This is a genomic window from Saliterribacillus persicus, from assembly GCF_003337485.1.
Lineage (GTDB): Bacteria > Bacillota > Bacilli > Bacillales > Amphibacillaceae > Saliterribacillus > Saliterribacillus persicus.
This window is the reverse complement of sequence record NZ_QPJJ01000005.1, coordinates 169,493-190,422: the sequence shown is the minus strand read 5'-3', so window position 1 is coordinate 190,422 and position 20,930 is coordinate 169,493. Positions and strand designations below refer to the sequence as shown.

Annotated in this window: 16 protein-coding genes; 13 read left to right on the top strand and 3 right to left on the bottom strand. The window is 33.4% G+C overall.

Annotation, left to right across the window (positions count from 1 at the left end; translation table 11 throughout):
* The first annotated feature begins 213 nt into the window (after nucleotides 1-213).
* The gene (locus tag DFR57_RS07680; RefSeq protein WP_114352550.1) at nucleotides 214-1,338 is read left to right on the top strand and encodes a glycoside hydrolase family 43 protein; all 1,125 of its coding nucleotides are present in this window, start codon (nucleotides 214-216) and stop codon (nucleotides 1,336-1,338) included.
* A 69-nt stretch (nucleotides 1,339-1,407) separates the two neighbouring features.
* Here the strand turns inward: DFR57_RS07680 and DFR57_RS07675 are convergent, their stop codons facing one another.
* The 3 genes from DFR57_RS07675 to DFR57_RS07665 all read right to left on the bottom strand — a co-directional run bounded on the left by DFR57_RS07675 (nucleotide 1,408) and on the right by DFR57_RS07665 (nucleotide 4,479).
* Nucleotides 1,408-1,740, bottom strand: coding sequence for a thioredoxin family protein (locus DFR57_RS07675; protein WP_114352549.1), 333 nt, complete (start codon nucleotides 1,738-1,740; stop codon nucleotides 1,408-1,410).
* A gap of 23 nt (nucleotides 1,741-1,763) precedes the next feature.
* Nucleotides 1,764-2,486: a DsbA family oxidoreductase gene (locus DFR57_RS07670; RefSeq protein ID WP_170132936.1), complete on the bottom strand. Its 723-nt coding sequence runs from the start codon at nucleotides 2,484-2,486 to the stop codon at nucleotides 1,764-1,766.
* 124 nt (nucleotides 2,487-2,610) lie between these two features.
* The gene (locus tag DFR57_RS07665; protein ID WP_114352547.1) at nucleotides 2,611-4,479 is read right to left on the bottom strand and encodes a BCCT family transporter; all 1,869 of its coding nucleotides are present in this window, start codon (nucleotides 4,477-4,479) and stop codon (nucleotides 2,611-2,613) included.
* A 379-nt stretch (nucleotides 4,480-4,858) separates the two neighbouring features.
* On the opposite strand from DFR57_RS07665, the gene DFR57_RS07660 reads away from it, so the two are divergent.
* The 12 genes from DFR57_RS07660 to DFR57_RS07605 all read left to right on the top strand — a co-directional run bounded on the left by DFR57_RS07660 (nucleotide 4,859) and on the right by DFR57_RS07605 (nucleotide 20,924).
* Nucleotides 4,859-5,113 carry a phage holin family protein gene (locus DFR57_RS07660; protein WP_211315355.1) on the top strand — a complete coding sequence of 85 codons (255 nt, stop codon included), beginning with the start codon at nucleotides 4,859-4,861 and terminating at the stop codon, nucleotides 5,111-5,113.
* A gap of 18 nt (nucleotides 5,114-5,131) precedes the next feature.
* A complete protein-coding gene (locus tag DFR57_RS07655; RefSeq protein ID WP_114352546.1) occupies nucleotides 5,132-5,995 on the top strand; it encodes a peptidoglycan-binding protein in 864 nt (287 codons plus the stop codon).
* A gap of 153 nt (nucleotides 5,996-6,148) precedes the next feature.
* Nucleotides 6,149-7,426, top strand: a complete 1,278-nt coding sequence (locus DFR57_RS07650; RefSeq protein WP_114352545.1) for an MFS transporter — start codon at nucleotides 6,149-6,151, stop codon at nucleotides 7,424-7,426.
* A gap of 505 nt (nucleotides 7,427-7,931) precedes the next feature.
* Nucleotides 7,932-9,392, top strand: coding sequence for a SulP family inorganic anion transporter (locus DFR57_RS07645; protein WP_114352544.1), 1,461 nt, complete (start codon nucleotides 7,932-7,934; stop codon nucleotides 9,390-9,392).
* A gap of 17 nt (nucleotides 9,393-9,409) precedes the next feature.
* Complete coding sequence (locus DFR57_RS07640; protein ID WP_114352543.1) at nucleotides 9,410-9,826, top strand: universal stress protein; 417 nt, start codon at nucleotides 9,410-9,412, stop codon at nucleotides 9,824-9,826.
* A gap of 100 nt (nucleotides 9,827-9,926) precedes the next feature.
* Nucleotides 9,927-10,544, top strand: coding sequence for a class I SAM-dependent methyltransferase (locus tag DFR57_RS07635; protein ID WP_114352542.1), 618 nt, complete (start codon nucleotides 9,927-9,929; stop codon nucleotides 10,542-10,544).
* Between the two features lie 235 nt (nucleotides 10,545-10,779).
* A complete protein-coding gene (locus tag DFR57_RS07630; RefSeq protein ID WP_114352541.1) occupies nucleotides 10,780-12,567 on the top strand; it encodes a methyl-accepting chemotaxis protein in 1,788 nt (595 codons plus the stop codon).
* A gap of 258 nt (nucleotides 12,568-12,825) precedes the next feature.
* Entirely contained in the window at nucleotides 12,826-14,526 is a 1,701-nt protein-coding gene (locus tag DFR57_RS07625; protein WP_114352540.1) for a sensor domain-containing protein, read from the top strand.
* A gap of 119 nt (nucleotides 14,527-14,645) precedes the next feature.
* Nucleotides 14,646-15,566 (top strand): sensor domain-containing diguanylate cyclase, encoded by a 921-nt coding sequence (locus DFR57_RS07620; protein WP_114352539.1) that lies wholly within the window; start codon nucleotides 14,646-14,648, stop codon nucleotides 15,564-15,566.
* Nucleotides 15,567-15,617: 51 nt separating this feature from the next.
* Nucleotides 15,618-18,404, top strand: a complete 2,787-nt coding sequence (locus DFR57_RS07615) for an EAL domain-containing protein (RefSeq protein WP_114352538.1) — start codon at nucleotides 15,618-15,620, stop codon at nucleotides 18,402-18,404.
* 157 nt (nucleotides 18,405-18,561) lie between these two features.
* Nucleotides 18,562-19,908 (top strand): cytochrome ubiquinol oxidase subunit I, encoded by a 1,347-nt coding sequence (locus DFR57_RS07610; protein WP_114352602.1) that lies wholly within the window; start codon nucleotides 18,562-18,564, stop codon nucleotides 19,906-19,908.
* Nucleotides 19,908-20,924 carry a cytochrome d ubiquinol oxidase subunit II gene (locus DFR57_RS07605; protein WP_211315354.1) on the top strand — a complete coding sequence of 339 codons (1,017 nt, stop codon included), beginning with the start codon at nucleotides 19,908-19,910 and terminating at the stop codon, nucleotides 20,922-20,924. The genes DFR57_RS07610 and DFR57_RS07605 overlap by 1 nt, the downstream gene beginning before the upstream one ends.
* Nucleotides 20,925-20,930: the final 6 nt, after the last annotated feature.

Below are 20,930 nucleotides of genomic sequence, written 5' to 3'. Positions count from 1 at the left end.
ATTTTTTTGTTTAGGACATAAATGCTAACAATCTGTTAATAAAGGCGGGAAATTATGAATAATATTTATTATGTAATGAGTTACTTTACTGAGTCACCTATGCAGCATGCTGATTCACATGCATTACATTTAGCGTACAGTAAAGATGCAAAAAATTAGGTCCCTTTGAATAATAATGATCCTGTACTAAAAGCGGATATTGGGGAAAAGGGTATGAGAGATCCTTTTATTTATAGAAAACAAGATGGAGATTTTGTTGTATTAGCAACCGATATGTGGAATAGCGAATATATTCAGTGTTATGATTCAAAAGATTTAGTTACTTTTACCAACAGTCGGTTACTGCATTTAAATAATAACGGAATGCATGCCTGGGCTCCTGAAGTAATTTATGATAATAAAAGTAAGTATTATCTTATCCTTTGGTCAGGTAATACAGATAGAAATCGAATATATGTAAGCTATACAAAGGACTTTATTGAAGTTAGTGAAGCCGAAATCTTTTTTGATCCGGGCTTTGATGTAATTGATGCCAATATAAAAAAGGAAGGGGATACATATTATCTATATTTTAAGGATGAAAGAGATCCCGATGAATCACCTTATGAAGGAAAAAGGATAAAAGCGGCTTATTCTAATGAATTAAAACCTAGAGCGTTTGATAATCAACTAATGGATGTCTTAATTGGAGAGCCAATGTTCGAAGCTCCGATGTTGCTCAATAATATGGAGGATGGTTGGTTATTATATGGAGATAGTTATTATCCTGAAAATGGTAAATTCTATGGTTGGAAAAGTAAATCTCTTACTTCAGGGGAATGGATTCCTTTAAAACGTGAGGATTATAATCCGCCTCTTAATGCAAAACACCCTGCTTATGTGGAAGTAAGTGAGAAAGAATTAGAGTTGCTAGTAAAAAAATGGGGCAAAAGACCAGAATGGAATCGAATTCGTTCTTATTCAAGTCCAGAGGCATATCTCACTACAGTAAATAATGGGTTTATTACTATAGAGGTATATCCATTTGATCCATATCAAGAAATGCTTTGGAAAATAGTGAAGGATAAGCCTAATGGTGACAACATTTATCTTGAAAGCATTACGTACCCAGGTAATTTTGTGTCTATCGAGAAATTTGTGTGTAAATTAAATTCTGATAAAAATAAAGCAAGTTCCTTCACATTAACAAGAGGATTTACAAATAATGATCGTTGGCATGCTATTGAATCGATCGAATTTAGAGGGAAATTCATGCAGATAGATGGAAAGCATATCCGTATTAAAACCATTGAAACAGAGGAAGATGAGAAGCGAGCAACTTTTCAAATAGGCTATTGAATTAAGCATGCAATAATTAGAAAAGAAGCAGTATTTTAAAAACGGTGCATTAAAGGATGCACCGTTTTTTCATTGAAAATTTTCGTATATTCGATCTAGCTTCTCTTCAAATTGATCCAGATGAACAATCCTTGCTTCACGCAGATATTCTTTTCCATGAATAAATAGGATTAACACTGGAGCAGCAAAAATATTAAATCTTCCTGCAATACTAGGAAACTCATCAACTAGAACATAACCAAGATTAATCTTAGGATATTTCATCATCAGTTCCTTAATCTGAGGAAATAACGAGTGGCAGACACTACAGTTATTTTTAGAAATGTAAAGGAAAGATAGTTTATGATTATTTAAAAAGTCATCTAATTCTATATTTGTATGAAGTGTCTCGAAATTATGCAATTTAAATGTCACTCCTTTTGTGGTTAAGACTCATCATCACAATTTTCTCCATCACAATATTCACCAACACAATAATTTTTCTTATGTGTGGGATCTTTCCACTCTTCATGGTCTTCTTCCCATACCTCTTCCATAGCGGCAAGGAATGTTTCCACAGTTTGCGCACCAGAAACAGCATATTTTTGGTTGAAAATAAAGAAGGGAACTCCTGTAATCTGATATTGTTTTGCTAATTCTTCATCCTCACGAACTTCTTTTGCGAATTTTTGTTTATTTTCTACAAGTTCATCACTGACAGAAGCGTCAAGGTCTATATCTAATGCTATTTTTCGCAATGTATCCGGCTCTGATATTATTTTACCTTCTGAAAAATACGCTTTAAAAATTGCATCTGTTGCTGCTAATTCCTTGTTCTGCGTTTGTGCATACTTCTGTAATCGATGAGCATCAAAGGAATTGGTTGGCTTTATAATATCTGTATTAATAGGTAAGTGAATTAATTTTGCTTTGTTTTCAACTTGCAAATTAGTTTTTTTGGCATGGTCGACACTCGAATTGAATTTACTTGCAAGAACTTGATGAATAGATTTGCCGTCGTATTCATTTGCATTAGGATCTAACTCAAAACTTTTAAACGTTACATTAACTGCATCTTTATATTTAAATTTATCTAAAGCTAATTCAAATTGTTTTTTACCTATATAACAAAATGGGCAGACAAAATCTGACCAAATTTCTATTTCCATACTTAATACACCTCTAATTAATTGATGTATATTATTTTCCCATAGGATAACCATTTCGAAAAGAAATTTGCCTATAACGAGGGAGGAAGTGCGACAATTTGCACTTCCTCACCAATTTAAAAAGTTATTTATCATCATTGTCTACTTTTTTATCTGGTGATTGATCAATTTCTTCTAGTATTTCTTCTTTCATCTCATCATAAATTTTCTCTCTGAAATCTTCATAAAAATCTTTTTTCATTTCATTGTAAATTTCATCTTTAAAGTCATCATATAGTTCATCTTTCATGCCTTTATAGATATCAGTCTTTACTTCCTCAGTGAATTCGTCTTTAAAATCCTCTTTAAATTCCTCTGTAAATTCTTCCTTAAACTCCTCTGAGAATTCATCTTTAAATTCATCCTTAAATTCCCCTTTAAACTCTTCACGGAACTCTCCTTTTACAGAATCTACGCGCTTACGTCTGCGTAATCGCCTATCCAATTGCCAATCTTTTCCTAGTGTCATCATAATGGAAGTAATCATTAAGATCATAACAATCGAAAAAGGTAATGCAGCTATAATAGAAGCGGTTTGCAAGGCGCTAAGACCACCGCCACCACTAATTAGTAAAACAGTAGCAGCACCAGCAATTAAAAAACCCCAAATTAATTTTACTGACATTTTAGGCTCTAGATCACCGTTTGAAGTCATAGAACCTAAAACGAAAGAAGCAGAGTCTGCTGATGTAATGAAAAAGATTAAAATAAGCAGGATAGCTAAGATATTTGTGATGACACTTAACGGTAATTCAGCTAGTGTAGCAAATAACGCTATTTCCACCTCGCTATTAACAAGCTCTGATAATCCTCCCACACCATTCATTTCAATAAATAATCCGGTTCCTCCAAAGGTTGTAAACCATACAATTGCTAATAAAGAAGGAATAATTAAAACACCAGCCATAAACTCACGAATTGTTCTTCCTCTTGAAATTCTGGCTATGAATATTCCCATAAAAGGTGCCCACGAAATGTGCCAGGCCCAAAAGAAGATTGTATTCGTTCCAAGCCATTCACTTTCTGAAAAAGGAGTTAAGGTAAGAGCCATTGGTACCACATTGGTGACGTATCCACCCAATGTTGTTACAAAACTTTCTGCTATAAATAAAGTTGGCCCAACTATGATAACAAAAACTAATAATAATCCAGCTACTACTAAATTGATGTTACTTAAAATTTTAATACCGCGATCAAGCCCACGAGCCGCTGATACCATAAATAAAACAGTTACAATTGCAATAATTATCATTTGTGTAATCGGTGAATTCGGAATAGGTGAGATATGAGATAATCCGCCTGTAATCTGCATTGCACTTAAACCGAAAGTAGTAGCTACACCTGTACAAGTTGCAATAACAGCTAATATATCAATGGTTTTACCTGGCCACCCCTTCACTTTTTCACCTAAAATCGGATAGAAAGCCGAGCTTATCAGTGCAGGACGATCCTTCCGATACTGTACATAAGCGAGAGTCATCCCTACTATAGAAAAAATTGCCCATGGATGCAATGCCCAGTGATAGGATCCATAACGTAAGCCGGCAAGTGCGGATTCGCGTGTACCTGGTTCATATCCTAACGGAGGATCCATATAATAGAGTACGGGTTCTGCAACCCCCCAGAACACAAATCCAACACCAATCCCAGCTGCAAAAAGCATTCCTATCCAAGAAAACCAGCTATATTCTGGTCGATCATCGCGTTTCCCCAAACGAATTTTACCGTATGGACTTAATGCTAATACAATTACAAAAAGCACGAATACGGCAGTAATAAGCATGTAAAACCAACCAAAGTTAGTGATCATCCATTCTAAGCCCTTTGTAGCATTTTCGTTTAAAGACGCAGGAGATATTGCACCCCATAGAACAAATAAGGTAACAATAATTACAGATACGATAAAAACAATTCCCGTTTGACCTGGTGTATTTATATTATTATTTTTAGACATAAGTTTTACGCATATTTCGCGTAAATCCTCCCTTCTACCATTTAGTATGTATCTTCCTAGATAATTTCTTTTACCCTAATAATCATCCATTCATGCTTCTATTTAAATAATATTGAGATTTTTTTAAGAATCTTAAAGGTATTGAAAAAAATGATTGTTAAATTTGTAATTTCAAAAACAAATAAATATGTTCTTAGCTTTAAATGATTATTTGTAATTTTGTTCTTGAACAATCTTTATTAAATTTAAGAAAACCTAAATTGAACTTTTAATTCTAACACAGGTATCTAACAATTAATTGTATGAAAATAAACACATTTTTTCTTTTTTTTATGATTATTAAGTAAGAGTGAATTTTAAAAAGTTTGGAGGTGAAATCATGATTGATTTATATCCTTTTTTAAATGAAGATTATCTTTTTATTGTCCCGGTATTATGGATATTTGGTATGGCTTTAAAACGCACACCATTTATTCAGGATTGGATGATAATTTGGATACTTCTAGGAATCAGCATTGGTTTATCGGGTCTTTATTTTGGGTTCACCATCAATGCCATAATAGATGGGGTAATTATTGCAGGTATTGCAGTTTTTAGTCATCAATTAATGAAACAAACTATTAACAGAAATTAATCTAATGGAGGAAACAAAATGTCATTTAAAGCGTATAAAATTACAAGTAAATATGGTGATAGAATTCATCCAATTAAAAAACAGAAGATATTTCATGCTGGGGTCGATCTTGTAAAAGTACATCGCTCTCCCATCGAGTCATTTACAGATGGGAGCGTGTTATTTGCAGGTAACGGAATTAAAGGAACTGGGCTAGGTGGTTATGGTTTGTGTGTAGTGGTAAAAGACGATAAAAATAAACTGATTTTATATGGACATCTTGATGAAATATGCCTTATTAAAGGAGCAAAGGTAAAGAAAGGGGAAAAGATTGGGTATCAAGGTGCTACCGGTAATGTCACAGGCTCCCATTTGCATTTAGAAGTTAGAAGAATTCCAGATGAAGCAGCCCCCTTTGGCTTTCGGCAGAACCGGAGAGACACTACTGTTGATCCATTAATATATTTTAAGACCTTTACAAATGCTATTTTAAAAAGAGGGTCTAAAGGGAATAACGTGAAGGAATGCCAAAAAGCATTACTCCTTTTACACTACGCTTTACCTGTTTACGGTGCAGATGGCCATTTTGGCAAAGAAACAGAAGAAGCGATAAAATTATTTCAAAGTAATGAAGGCTTAAAAATTGATGGAATAATTGGTAGAAATACACATCAAAAAATACAAGAACCTTCTATTAAATATAGCGGGCACTTCATTCAAAAGGGAAGTAAGGGGAAATTAGTTAAGTTTATACAAAGGAAATTAAACATTAAGAGAGATGGTATTTTTGGTTTAATAACAGAGCAAGCAGTTTATTCCTTTCAGAGAAATCAAGGGTTAAAATCAGATGGGATAGTTGGATTTGAAACTTGGAAGAGCCTTTTAAATTATCCATTAAATTAAATTTGGAAAACAGTATTAGATTTGAAAACAAAAAAATTGCACCTTTTCGTTTAGATGGTATATTATTATAAATGTTTAACCGCATCTTCCTCCGTTATTTGCCCCTTATTTCCTGCAATTAATTTCAATATAAATAAAAATGGATGGTGCAAAATGCTACATAAATTAAAGATCTTTGAAAACTTTTATTATGGGTGGGTAATATTAGTGATAGCTGGGTTTGGAGTTTTCTTCTCTGGTCCCGGACAAACTTATTCAAATTCTCAGTTTATTGACCAATACATTAATGATTTTGGATGGACGCGCTCACAAGTATCTGGAGTATATTCAGGGGCAACTTTAGCAGCTGGATTATTGATGATCTTTGTTGGGCGAATGATTGATCGTTTTGGTCAGAGAGCAATGATGGTTACTATAGGCACGCTTTTTAGTTTTGCTTTATTCTTTAATAGTATGGTTACAAATATTTGGATGCTTGCTATTGGTTTTTTTCTTGTAAGATTATTAGGTCAAGGAAGTATGTCTTTAATCCCTAATACCTTGGTTGCCCAGTGGTTTGTGAAAAAAAGAGGAAGAGCATTCAGTCTAAAAACGTTATTTGGTTTTGCAAGCGCAATGTTATTTCCTATTATCAACGCTTGGATTATTCAGAATTTTGATTGGCAAACCGCTTGGCGATTTTGGGGTGTCACGTTATTAGTTGTTTTTGTGCCACTTGCCTTTTTTGGAGTGAAAAATAGACCGGAATTAATCGGCTTAAAACCAGATGGATTAGAACCAAAAAGTGGGGATGCTAATTTTATTTCAAATTTAACACCTACTATTCCGGAAGCGGAAGAGGATTGGACATTAAAAGAAGCAATGAAAACAAGAGCATTCTGGGCTATCTTAATTTGTGTTGGAATCCCAGCAATGGTTAATACAGGCATAACATTTCATATTACGTCTATTTTCAACTCGAATGGACTTTCTCTAGGTGTTTCTGCTATGGTGCTTAGTTTAATGGCCATCGCTGGTATACCCATGTCTTTAATATCTGGTTATATTACAGATAAAGTTCAAGCGAATTACGTTTTATTAGCTATTTTTATACTGGAATTTGGACTCTTATTTTTATTATTAATTACCAAAACATTTGCATTAGCAATATTATTTGGCATTGTCTGGGGCATTGCCGGTGGCTTGGAACGAATTGGCCTCAATGTTATTTGGCCCAACTACTTTGGAAGGAAGTATATTGGTAGTATCAATGGGTTCGGTGTAACAATGGGAGTAATAGGCTCTTCCTTAGGACCACTACCTTTTGGTGTGGGTTTTGATATATTTCATAGTTATACACCAGTACTCTTAATGACAGCTATTTTTCCGGTTATCGGAATTATCGCAGCGATTATCGCTAAAAAACCTAATAAAAGTGATATAACAACTTAAAAGTGTTAGAGAAAAGTTAATAAAAATTAAAACATTCATCATATTCAAGATGGATGTTTTTTATTTTAATCAAGAGAATTATAAAAATTTCCTTGTGGATAAAGTAAGCTGCAGAAGCTAACAATACCCAGGAGCTAAAGCTAGAAATACTTTCTGAAAGCGTACTATGATAAAGCAACATTATTTCTTTAGTTAAACGTAAATCCATTATTTCATTGGCTTCTGTGGATGTTTTTTTATTTTCACCCTAGCGCTAGTGCTTTTAATTAGTTGATTATTACACTTCAAAGTATTCGCTTGAATCTTCTTTATAATATTATTTTTATCTTTCGGTATATTAAGTATTAAATAAAGGTATTTGCTTGCATTTTTGAGCATTTTAAGAATGACTGCGTTTTCATGAGGTTTTGTCAATTTTGTGAATTATGGTATGATGCTATCTGTTCATAACGGGAATTGCTTTTGATGCGGTCAAAAGCGAAAATAAAACTAAATGAGGTGCTTCATGAACATACAAAATATTAAGCAAGAATGGTTTGGAAATGTTAGGGGAGATGTTTTAGCGGGTATTGTAGTTGCGCTTGCTTTGATACCAGAAGCGATTGCTTTCTCAATAATTGCTGGACTTGATCCCATGGTCGGACTTTATGCATCATTTACAATGGCGGTAGTTATTGCATTTGCAGGAGGACGTCCCGGTATGATTTCTGCTGCAACAGGTGCAATGGCTTTATTGATGGTAACATTAGTAGCAGAACATGGTTTACAGTATTTATTGGCAGCTACAATATTAACTGGAATTTTACAAATTTTATTTGGGATTTTTAAATTGGCTAGGATCATGAAGTTTGTTCCTCGTTCAGTGATGGTTGGATTTGTAAATGCCTTAGCAATCTTAATTTTCACTTCTCAATTGCAACATTTTGTTGGAGAAGGATGGGTAATGTATGGTTTAGTAGCATTAACTTTAGCAATTATATACATTTTGCCTAAAATTACAAAAGTAGTACCATCAACTCTAGTGGCAATTATAGTTGTAACAGCCATTTCAGTTTATGCAGGCTTTGGAGTGAGAACAGTAGGAGATTTAGGGAGTTTGACACAACAATTACCAGTGTTCTTACTACCTGATATCCCATTAACATTTGAAACGTTACAAATAATTTTCCCTTATGCTTTAGCATTAGCTATTGTTGGTTTATTAGAGTCTTTATTAACTGCAAATATTGTGGATGATATGACAGACACAGAGAGTGACAAAAACAAAGAAAGTCGTGGACAAGGTATCGCAAATGTTGTGACTGGCTTCTTCGGTGGTATGGCTAGTTGTGCCATGATTGGACAATCTGTAATTAACGTTAAATCGGGAGGAAGTGGAAGATTATCCTCATTAGTTGCAGGTGTATTCTTAATGTTTTTAATCATTGTACTTGGGGGAGTAGTTGTTCAAATCCCTATGGCCGCTCTAGCTGGGGTAATGATCATGGTATCTATAAGTACATTTGACTGGTCTTCAGTAAGGAATCTTCATCGTCTTCCAAGAACTGACGCAGTTGTTATGGTTGTAACGGTTGCAACTGTTGTAATTACTCATGATTTATCACAAGGGGTTTTAGCAGGGGTTGTATTAAGTGCAATGTTCTTTGCTGCTAAAATTTCTAAGGTAGAGGTAACGCAAATATTAAGCGATGAAGGAAATAAAAAAATATACAAAGTTAATGGACAAATTTTCTTTGCAAGTGTAAATGACTTGGTGAATAAATTTGATTATAATGATACAATTAAAGAGGTTGAAATTGATTTAACTTATGCACATTTGTGGGACGATTCAGCCATTGGTGCTTTTGACAAAATAGAAATGAAATTTGAACAAAATAACATTGAAGTTAAGTATGTTGGATTAAATGAAGAAAGTAAGCACTTGAAAAAACGTATCGGTGGCCTTTCTAGAGCTTCCGGCCATTAAGAAAAAAGAGGTGTAATATGTATAAAAAAATATTATTAGCTACAGATGGATCAGAGCACTCAATAAGATCTGCAGAGCACGCAGTTAACTTTGCTAAAATGTCAGATGGCACCGTTGATGTTGTTTACGTAGTTGACAGTCGAACATCTAAAGCTGATGTTTTACACAAATTAGACAAGTATCAAGTGAAGAAAGAACGTGAAGCAAAAATAATACCAATTGTTGAACTGTTAGAGAAAGCAGAGGTTTCTTACCAAAGCCACTTTTTACATGGTGAACCTGGTCCAACAATCGTAGAATATGCAAATGATCAGCATTTTGATTGTATTATCGTTGGGAGTCGTGGATTAAATAAAGTCCAAACAATGATTTTGGGTAGTGTTAGTCATAAAATTGCTAAACGAGTAAAATGTCCGGTATTAATAGTTAAATAGAGTAAAAGTAGAAGAGTCTAGTACAGAAATTGTACTGGCTCTTTTTCGTTAGAATATATGTTATGATGTAGTTAAATTTGTAGTAAAGCGGTGTATACGAATGTTAGAAGATACTGGTGAGCGTATTATTCCAGAAAAAATGAAAATTACTAATGAATCATTAATTGAACACATAGCAAGATATCATTTTGCGGCTCCTTACATGAAGGGAAAAGTACTCGATTTTGCATGTGGGTCAGGATATGGAACGCATATTATTGCTAAAAAATGCAAGAAAGAAATCGATGAAATTATTGGAGTAGATATAGATAAAGATGCAATTACATATGCTAAAAGTAATTACTATCATCCCTTATCATCATTTTTACAAGAAAACGTATTAGACGAAAAGTTATCAAGTAAGCTAGGGAAGTTTGATGTTATTTTGAGTTTCGAAACAATAGAACACATTGAAGAAGAAGATCTATTTCTTCAAAATATTTTTAATCTTTTAAAGACGGGTGGTATTCTTATCCTTTCTACGCCTTTTGGAAAAGGGAGAGGGATTAAAAGTGGGCAACCCTTTCACGTTCATCAATTAAAGGTAGAGGAATTTACAAGCATGTTTCATGAATATAAGGATAGGACTTTTTATTATCAAAAAGGCGCTCTTATAGAACCGGCTGATCATGCTAAGGATGACCATTACCCATTAGGTATTGTTGTCGCAAGGAAGTAGTTGTAAATGAACAACATCACAAATAGGTAATTAGTATTATGTACTATTCGTTACTTAAAGTATGAAAACGTATTATATGTAAATAAAAGTTAGGAATTTCTACCCCAAGTATGATCTTTTATTTTAATCTAATGGATGACTATTTATTCCCCTTAATTATGGTAAAATAAGATATTGGTCATTTTTGCTTAGGACAAAAATGCTACTATCATTCTAATTAAAGGGAGTTTCATCTATGAAAAAAATAAAACAAATAAAATTTAAGTTACCATTAATAATGGTCATACTATTAATTGTGCCATTAGTAACAATTAGTTATCTGACGTATCAGAAAACTGAAATTCTAGAAAAGGCAATTATACCCAAACATGAATTAGAAGCTATTTCATCAGAATTTGAAGCTATCTTCCTCGAGTACGAATCCATCCTTACTTCCTTATCCCAAAATGAAGAATTACAATATCAAACGCTTTCAAATATAAATGTTGAAAATCATGAAGCTGCGAATATGCCGAATGCTAACGATCCAATACTTACTTTTTATTATCAGGAGTTTTTTGAAACAGAAAAAGAAGCACATGATTTTTTAATAAATCTTTATATGGGCACCTCAGAAGGGGCTTTATATTTAGATAATATCCCAGCTGAAGAAGTAGATTTATCTAATTATGACCCAACAGAAACAGAGTGGTATGAAAAAGCAATAAATGAAGATGGAGTTATCTGGACAAGCCCTTATATAGACACTGCAAGTGGAATGCCGATCATTACCCTCGCTAAGAGACTAGTAAATGAATCAAATGAGGTAATTGGTGTTGTTGGCATGGATTTTGAAATGGCTAAACTAGCAACGATGTTACGAAATGAAATTTTACAATCTACCTTAATAGCTGGTGCTATTTCCATCATTGTTGGATTAGTGATCGTTTACTTATTTGTTCGCGTCATGTTGTATAATTTACGTCAAATTCATTTTGAAATGAATCGAATTGCGGAAGGTGATTTAAGCGGGGAGAACATTACAACGAAAAGTGAAGATGAATTTAGAGAGGTTGCATATGCAGTTAATAATATGAAAGATCGATTGTACAAAATGATCAATCAAGTAATGACTGCGTCTGGTAAAGTCACACTTCAAAGTGATACATTATCAAATTCTGCTGACTCTGTTAAAGAAGGTAGTGAACAAATTGCAGCTACAATGGAGGAACTCTCCACTGGAACTGAATCACAAGCAAATAGCGCTTCTGACTTATCTGCTTTCATGGAAAATTTTAATAATAACGTATCTAGTGCTTCTACAAATGTGGGCGATGTTGCAGGAAATGCTATGTCAGTTCAAAATATGAGTGAAAATGGTCGAGAAAAAATGCACACTTCTATAAACCAAATGGAATTAATCAATAAAAATGTAAAAGAAGCTATGGTTAAAGTAAATGGTTTAGATGAAAAGTCACAAGAAATAAATGGGATTGTCTCGGTTATTAAAGATATTGCAGGTCAGACTAATTTATTGGCTTTAAATGCGGCTATTGAAGCAGCCAGAGCTGGAGAAGAAGGCAAAGGGTTTGCAGTGGTTGCCGATGAAGTAAGAAAATTAGCAGAGCAAGTTACATTATCTATTTCTGATATCACAGGAATCGTAGAAGGAATTCAAACTGAAACAAAAGTGGTTACTTCTACATTAGAGTCAGGATACAATGCAGTAGAAATTGGTTCTAAACAAATTGAGGAAACAGGAAATTCATTTGAATCCATTAATACCTCTATTGGAAGCATGGTTGTTCAAATGAAAAGTATCGTTTCAGAGCTTGATGGAATTACCAATAGTAGTGAAGAAATGTCTCGGTCTATCGATGAAATTGCTTCTGTATCTGAAGAATCTGCTGCAGCAGTAGAAGAAACTGCTGCATCTGCTGAAGAAGTTAACGGGTCAATGGAAGATGTGTCGTCCTCTGCAAAAGAATTAGCAGCACTCGCAGAAAACTTAAAAACAGAAATAACAAAATTTAAACTTGTCTAGCTAACGGAACACAGAAGCTCTTTCACATGAGAGCTTCTGTGTTTTTGTAACCTGAAAAATAGAAATGTTTGATAAAAGATGGGTACGTCTTTGATTTTGAATATATTTGAGCATGGAAAAGATTATTGAAGAAATGTCAATGTTTTTAAAATTAATGTCCCCCCTACACCTGTATAATCTGATATAGTATACCTATAAGCGAAAAAAATCGGCTTCATTCGACAAAAATATGACTTATAAGTGAAGGTAGGTATTGACATGACTTTTTCATCAGACCGTTCTTTTTTTCATGTCTTTATGAATGGCATTCAAGACCAAATTTTTGTAATGCATGTTCAAAAAGAGCAATTCATTTTTCATTTTATGAATCAAGCAGTAATTAATGAAAGAGGTTTCCCATTATCTGATATTGGCAAAACCTTAGAAGAAGTGTTGACAAAAGAAGAAGTAGATAGAATTAAACCTTACTACATAGAAACATTAGAAAAACAAGTACCTATAAGTTATGAAGATGAGTATTATTCTATAAAGGGTGAGAAAAAGTATGCAGAAGTTGTGCTGACACCTGTATATATTGAAGAATCAAATGGACAATATATTGTGGCTGCAATTAATGATGTCACCAAGGAAAAGCAAACGGAATGGCAGATGAAAGAAGTATGGCAGGAATTAAATAGAAGTAAGAAAAAATATCAGTCATTATTTAGACACAATTCTGATGCTATTATTTCATTTGACTTAGATGGCCATATATTAAATGGAAACCCAGCTACCGAGCATTTGACTGGATACAAGCCAGTCGAATTAATCGGATTAACCATTCATCAGTTAGTTGACGAATCAACTGTAGAGATTGTGCAAAATTTATTTATGCATGCTTTTTCAGGCACAACGGATGATACAAGCTTCACTATTATTCGAAAAGATAATAGTTTAAAAGATGTAAGTTTAAAAGTTACCCCGCTCATAGTAGACTCTGAAGTGCGTGGGATATATGGAATTTTTAGAGATATTACAAGTGTGGTGCAGTCCCAAAAAAAATTAGAAGAAAGTGAAGAACGCTTTCGTATTATTGCTGAAAATGCATTTGATCTTATTACATTATTAGATAATCAAGGAAAAATTATTTACGCTTCTCCTTCATATAAAAAGATTATTGGATTTGATTATAAAGAGTACGTTGGCAAATTATTTTTACACCATATACATCCAGAGGATCGAGGTCACATGAGTGAAATTGTTATCGAATCCATGCAAAATAGTGATAACTTTTCAATGCAATGTCGCCATTATACCAAGGAGAGAGACTATATTTGGTTGGAAGCAAATGGGACACCTGTTTTTGATGAAAATAAAAACTTAAAGCACATGGTAGTTTTAGCAAGAGATATAAGCATGCAAAAAGAATACGAAGAGAAATTAGAATTTTATGCGCTGCATGATTTTATGACAGGGTTACCAAATAGACGTTTATTTAAGCAAAAATTGAATGAATCTTTAAAGAATCATAATAAAAATAATTATTTGTTAGCGGTAATGATGTTGGACATTGATAACTTTAAGTCTATTAATGATACTTTTGGGCATGACATTGGTGATGAAGTGATTATTGGCTTCGGTCAAATTATCAAAGAAGTAATCGGTGAAAAAGATATGGTAGCACGACTAGGGGGAGATGAATTTACCCTTATGTTAACAAATTGCAGTACAAAACAAGATGTGGGAAAAATTGCACAAGCTATTAAGAAAAAAATGCAGGAAAATAACTTAGTGAATGATTCCAATTATTCCGTTACAACAAGTATTGGTATCACATTTCTTAAAGAAAGAGAAGCAACTAGAAGTGCTTTTAAATTGATGAAAGAAGCGGATTTAGCCCTATATGAAACAAAGAAGCATGGAAAAGATGGTTTTTGTTTTTATCATGTAAACCTATTAGAAGAAGAAGTCTCAAAATAAATATGTTTCATATAACGCATGATTGGGTAAATGAAACTAGATATACTTTTAAGTATTATGATAATAGGAACAAAGAATTACTAATTAAATATTTGGAATAACTTAAGGGGTGAATACTAGTGAATGATTCATCAATAAGTACGATAGACGTATTAAACACCCTAGCAGAAAGTGTTGTTGTCATTAAACCAGACGGTGAAATAATTCTAGTTAATTTATCTTGGGAAAATTTTGCTGTGGAAAATGGTATGCCCAGAAGCTACAAGTGGACTGGTACGAATTATTTAGATGCTTGTAAAATGGCGGTTGATATTGGAGATGAGGATGCGAAACAAGCTTATGATGGGATCCAGCGCCTAGTCAATAACGAAGTAGAACATTACGAATTTGAATACCCCTGTCATTCACTTAATGATAATAGATGGTTCATGCAGTATGCTAGAGCTATAAGAAATGAAGCATGCGAGTGCACAGCTATTGTCATTTCTCATATAAATATTACAGACCGAAAAAGACTTGAAAATAAATTAATGGAGTATGCGATTAAGGATCCCCTGACCAATATATTTAATAGAAGATATCTGGAATTAAAATTACAAGAGTATATCTCTCAAAATAGTGAAAAGGAATCGGAATTTTCATTAATAATGGTGGATGTTGACCAATTTAAGAAAATAAATGATCGCTATGGCCACCAAGTAGGAGATCAAGTTCTCATACAAATAGCAGAAAACATGAGAGACTCTGTGAATTTAGGAGATTTAGTCGCGCGGTATGGTGGTGATGAATTCATTATTTGTGTTAATGGGAATGGATTAAAGAATATTAGACAGATAGTAGATCGTTTAACAGAGAAACTTCGTAATTTTAATTTAATTATTGGAGACAGAACTCTTCAAATCAAGTCATCTATTGGTGTGTTGCCAAGTGAGGTAACCAGCTCCGTGAAAGATTATAACGAATTGCTACGACAGGTTGATAATGCCATGTATAGTTCAAAAAGGCAAGGTACGAGTCAAGTAACTATATTAACCGAATGAATTATGATAGGGAAACTCATTTTATTGTGCGTTATCTAAGGGGTGGAGCAATTGAAATCTGCATTTAGAATAAGCGGTATCTATTTAATGATGGGTTTTATTTGGATATATGGTTCAGATTATTTAGCGACTCAAGTTTCATGGATTAGAGAATTTGATGATCGAATACAAACTTTCAAAGGATTATTTTATGTATTAGCTACGGCAATTTTACTGTATTACATGGTGAAAAAGTTAGTAAATCGACATGAAAGAGAATTGTTGCATCGATTAGAATACGAAAAAGCATTAGAACAATCTACTCTAGAGAACGAGCGATTTCGCAACCTCTTCGAACAAGCTTCTTCAGGGATGGTAATTACAGATTCTAAACAACCAGACAATCCAATTATTTATGTTAACGAAGGATTTGAGCGGTTAACTGGTTTTACCAAGGATGAAGTTATTGGATTAAATGCGCGATTTTTACAAGGAAAGAAGTCTAGTGAAATAACAAAAGAAAAAATTAGAAAAGCAATTGCTGAAGATAAACCTATTCAAGTAGAAATAGAAAATTACCATAAAAATGGTGATCTTTTTTGGAATGAACTAAAAATTACTCCGATTTATGATGAAAGTAAGAATCTGCAATATTATATAGGCATTCAAAACGATATCACCGAAAAGAAGACACAGCAAATTTTATTAGAAAATCAGTTTAATATTGTTCAAACATTATTAGCTACAAATAAACCTACTCAAGCCTTTTCAGAAATTTGCAAAATAATCGAAGAGCATATGGATTATCAATGTATGATTACACGAGTAGATGAAGAAAAAGAATTTTTGAATCATTTTGCATCTGCTTCGTTACCAGCAGCGTTTATCGATACAATAGTCCAAATTCCAATTAAAGATCAAGAAGGAATAATCGGCACTGCTGCATACCGGAAAAAAACAGTCATCCTAGATAATTTTAGTAAAAGCGATTATTTTGAAAATCAGTTTATTGATAGATCTTTATATGACTTTCAGGCTTCATGGACGACCCCATTATTAACACTTAATGGTGATATTCTTGGAACCTTTACTATGTTTGCAAAATCCCCTCATTACCCAACTAAAACCGAACTTCAGGCTTTTCAGACTTACTCTTACATTATTGGAATGGCACTTCAAAATGTTGGTTATCAAGAGCAGCTTATGGAAAGTGAACGATTATATAGAGTGATAGCAGAAAATACAACTGACATCGTTTGCCTTTTGGATGAAAACTTAGAAGTAGATTATATTTCACCTTCCTATGGCGATCTTTTTAGTGGGAAACCTTCTATGAAAGAAATTGCATCATTAATGGACCCTGATTCTCTAAAATGCATTTATCATTTTGTTAAAAATTTACAGAAAGACAAAGAAGTTGAAATGATAGAAGTAAAAGCAATGGATGAGAACAAGAATTGGCACTGGTATGAAGTTCAAGGTAGTCAATTCCTAGATCAGGATAAATCCTATAGTTTATTAGCAGGAAGAGACATTACCGCTCGAAAGAATTATGAAGATGCCCTAGATAGAGTTTTGTATTATGATAGTCTAACACAGCTACCGAATCGTTATCGATTAAAGCAAGAATTAGAGGAGCTACTTAAAAACAAACAGCCTTTCTCATTTTTTATATTGGATTTTGATCAGATGAAAGAAATAAAGCGAATATATGGACAGGAAGCTAGTGATCGTATTTTGTTACAATTTGATAAAATAACACTAGATTATTTCGATGATGTCTTTATATCTCGCACCGGAGAAGATGAATTTTCTGTTATTGTTAAAAACAATATGTCTCGCGAAGAGATAAAACTAAATATTGAGCGTTTCTTGAATTACTTAAAACAGCCATGGGAATTTGAAACCTTTGAAATTGTAGCGACTGTTTCAATAGGAATTGTTTTGTCGGAAGCTCAAACCGCAGATATGGTATTAGTGCAAGCAGAAACTGCGATGCAAGCAGCAAGAGATAAAGGAAAGCACCGATATGCTTTCTATTTAGATAGCTTAACAGAAGGAGAAAAGTCATCAATAGCAATTCAAAGTCAGTTATATCAAGCTGTAGATAAAGATGAATTTACCGTCTATTATCAACCACAAGTTAATTTAAATACAAAAGAAGTTGAAGGATTAGAGGCTTTAATTCGCTGGAACAATCAAGAATTAGGCTTTATCTCACCAGGAGAATTTATTCCGATAGCAGAAGAATCAGGATGGATAAGCACCATTAGTAATTGGATGATGGAGGAAGTTTTTAAAGATATTGTTGGATGGGAAGCTGAAGGAATTAATTTACATGTTGCAATTAATATTTCTTATCGACAAATTGAGGAAAGTGATTTTGTCGAAAATGTAATGTATTTACTTAACAAAACAGGATGCTTAGCAGATAATATTACTTTTGAAATAACAGAAAGTATCTTAATGGAAGATTTAGATCTTGCTTTAAAGGTTTTAACAGAAATAAAAGCATTAGGTATTCGAATTTCCATTGACGATTTTGGCATAGGATATTCTTCATTATCCTATTTAAAAAAGTTTCCTATTGATAGCTTAAAAATAGATCGTGCGTTTGTTAAAAATATCCAGGAAGATAAAAATGATATGGCTATTGTACAAGCAATTATGGAAATGAGTAAATCATTGGAAATGACAGTAATAGCAGAAGGCGTAGAAACAGTTCAACAAATTCATATTTTAAAAGAGTTAGGTTGTACTGCTTTTCAAGGCTTTTGGTTTAGCAGACCTGTTCCTAAAAGTGAATTAGCTATAAATATAACACATATTTATGACGAAAAATTAGAATTAATTTCCTAATAAAAGCTTAAGTAGCTAAAACTACTTGAGCTTTTTCCTTATCGTAATACGAATGATTAGTTATAATGGAATAGGTATGTGTGTTTTATCACATAATTTAATAGGGTAAAGCTTTTTAGGTTAAGTTAATGATAGAAGAATGGAGGGCTGCATAATGATGGAGTGGGATACAGTCCTGATGAGTAGGTTGATTACAACACTTACATTGGGATTTCATATAATTTTTGCTACGATAGGTGTGGGTGTTCCGCTAATGATTACAATTGCGGAATTTATTGGAATTAAGAAAAAAGATCGAAACTATTTATTAATGGCAAGAAGGTGGGCACGAGGTTTTGTTATTACAGTTGCCATAGGTGTGGTAACCGGAACTGCAATTGGGTTACAGCTTTCACTTGTATGGCCGAATTTTATGCAAGTAGCCGGAAATGTTATTGCTCTTCCCCTTTTTATGGAAGTATTTGCTTTTTTCTTTGAAGCAATTTTCTTAGGAATTTATTTATATACGTGGGATCGTTTCAAAAATCAGTGGATGCACTGGATTCTTTCTCTCCCTGTTGTTGTAGGCGGTGCTTTATCCGCTATGTTTATCACCATGGTAAATGGTTTTATGAATACCCCACAAGGATTTGAAATAGCAAATGGACAATTTAAAGCAGTGGACCCCATAGCTGCTATGCTTAATCCAGCAACAGCATCAAAAGTATTTCACGTGGTAAGTACTGCTTATTTGACGGTAGCCGCTATGCTTGCAGCGATTGCTGCGTTTTCTATTTTACTTAGAAAGGCAACTGATTATCATAAGAAAGCACTAAAATTGATGATGTTTTTAGTGTTGCTATTTAGTATATTAAGTGCAGTGGCTGGAGATGTTTCTGCAAAATTCTTAGCTGAGCATCAGCCAGAAAAATTGGCTGCTGCAGAATGGCACTTTGAAACGGAAAAAGGTGCGGATTTAATTTTATTTGGTTGGCTGAATGATGATAATGAAGTAGTGGGGGAAATTCGCGTTCCCCAATTTTTAAGCTTTTTGGCATTTAACGATTTCCAAGCTGAAGTGATTGGACTTGAAGCTTTTCCTGATGACGAATTACCACCACTGTGGATCCATTACACTTTCGATTTCATGGTTATGATTGGATTTTTCTTAATGAGTCTATCGATCCTTTATTTCATTGTTCATTTTATGAAAAGATTAGACGTGCACAATAAATTTATCTTGTCTTTAATTGTTGCAAGTGGACCACTTGCTTTTATTGCAATAGAGCTTGGGTGGATTTTAGCAGAAGAAGGGAGACAGCCATGGATATTAAGAGGGTATATGACAGTCTCTGAAGCTGCTACTACTTCACCATATATCAGTTTAATGTTCTTTTTATTCTTAGGATTGTATATTGTCTTAGGAGTTTTATGTATTGTGACATTACGAAAGCTATTTAAAAACAATCCAGCAGAAGTTGAACTAGAGAAGAAGTTTCCACTTAAAAGAGAGGATGGGGAATAATGAGTTATGAATTAATAGGTATTTCTGTCCTTTGGTTTTTTCTTTATGGATATTTAATTGTAGCATCTGTTGATTTTGGTGCAGGTTTTTTCGCTTTTTATGCGAAGTTAAGTAAAAAAGATCATCTGATAAATAAATTAATTTCTCGGTACCTTTCACCGGTATGGGAAGTTACGAATGTATTTTTTGTTTTCTTTTTTGTTGGTGTCGTAGGATTCTTCCCAGACTCTGCATTTTACTACGGCTCTGTATTATTGGTACCCGCAAGTATAGCAATTATTTTACTTGCTATTCGAGGTTCCTTTTATGCATTTGAGAACTATGGGTCAAAGGAAAATTTAATCTATTTATTTTTATATGGATCGACAGGTTTACTTATTCCAGCATCGTTATCCATTGCTTTAACAGTATCAGAGGGTGGATTCATTAACGAAACAGCAAATGGAAGTGTAGAGCTAGCTTATTTAACTCTATTTCAGAGTCCTTTGTCTTGGAGCATTGTATTTTTAGCAATTGTTTCGGTGCTTTTTATAAGTGCCGTGTTCTTAACTTTTTATGCATCACGAGCCAATGATGAAGGAGCATTAAAGTTAGTAAGAAGCTACGCTTTATTTTGGAGCACACCTACTATTATTGCAGGCTTAACAACCTTTATATTTTTATCTCAACATAATACGCGTCATTTTCAGAATATGATGGATTTATGGTGGATGTTAGGATTATCAGTATTTTTCTTTATGTTAACAATGTGGTTCTTATATCGAGAAAAGTATTACGGTTATGCTTTTATTAGTGTAATGTTTCAATTTTTGTTTGCTTTTTTTGCATATGGAATAGGACATTATCCATATATACTTGATCCTTATGTAACGATATACAATAGTTCTACTAATGAAACAATGGGGATAGCACTTATTATTGCTTTCATTGGTGGATTATTCTTATTGATACCTTCATTAGTGCTATTACTTCGCTTATTTTTATTTGATGCGGATTACGTAAAAGGTAAGAAATGATGCTCA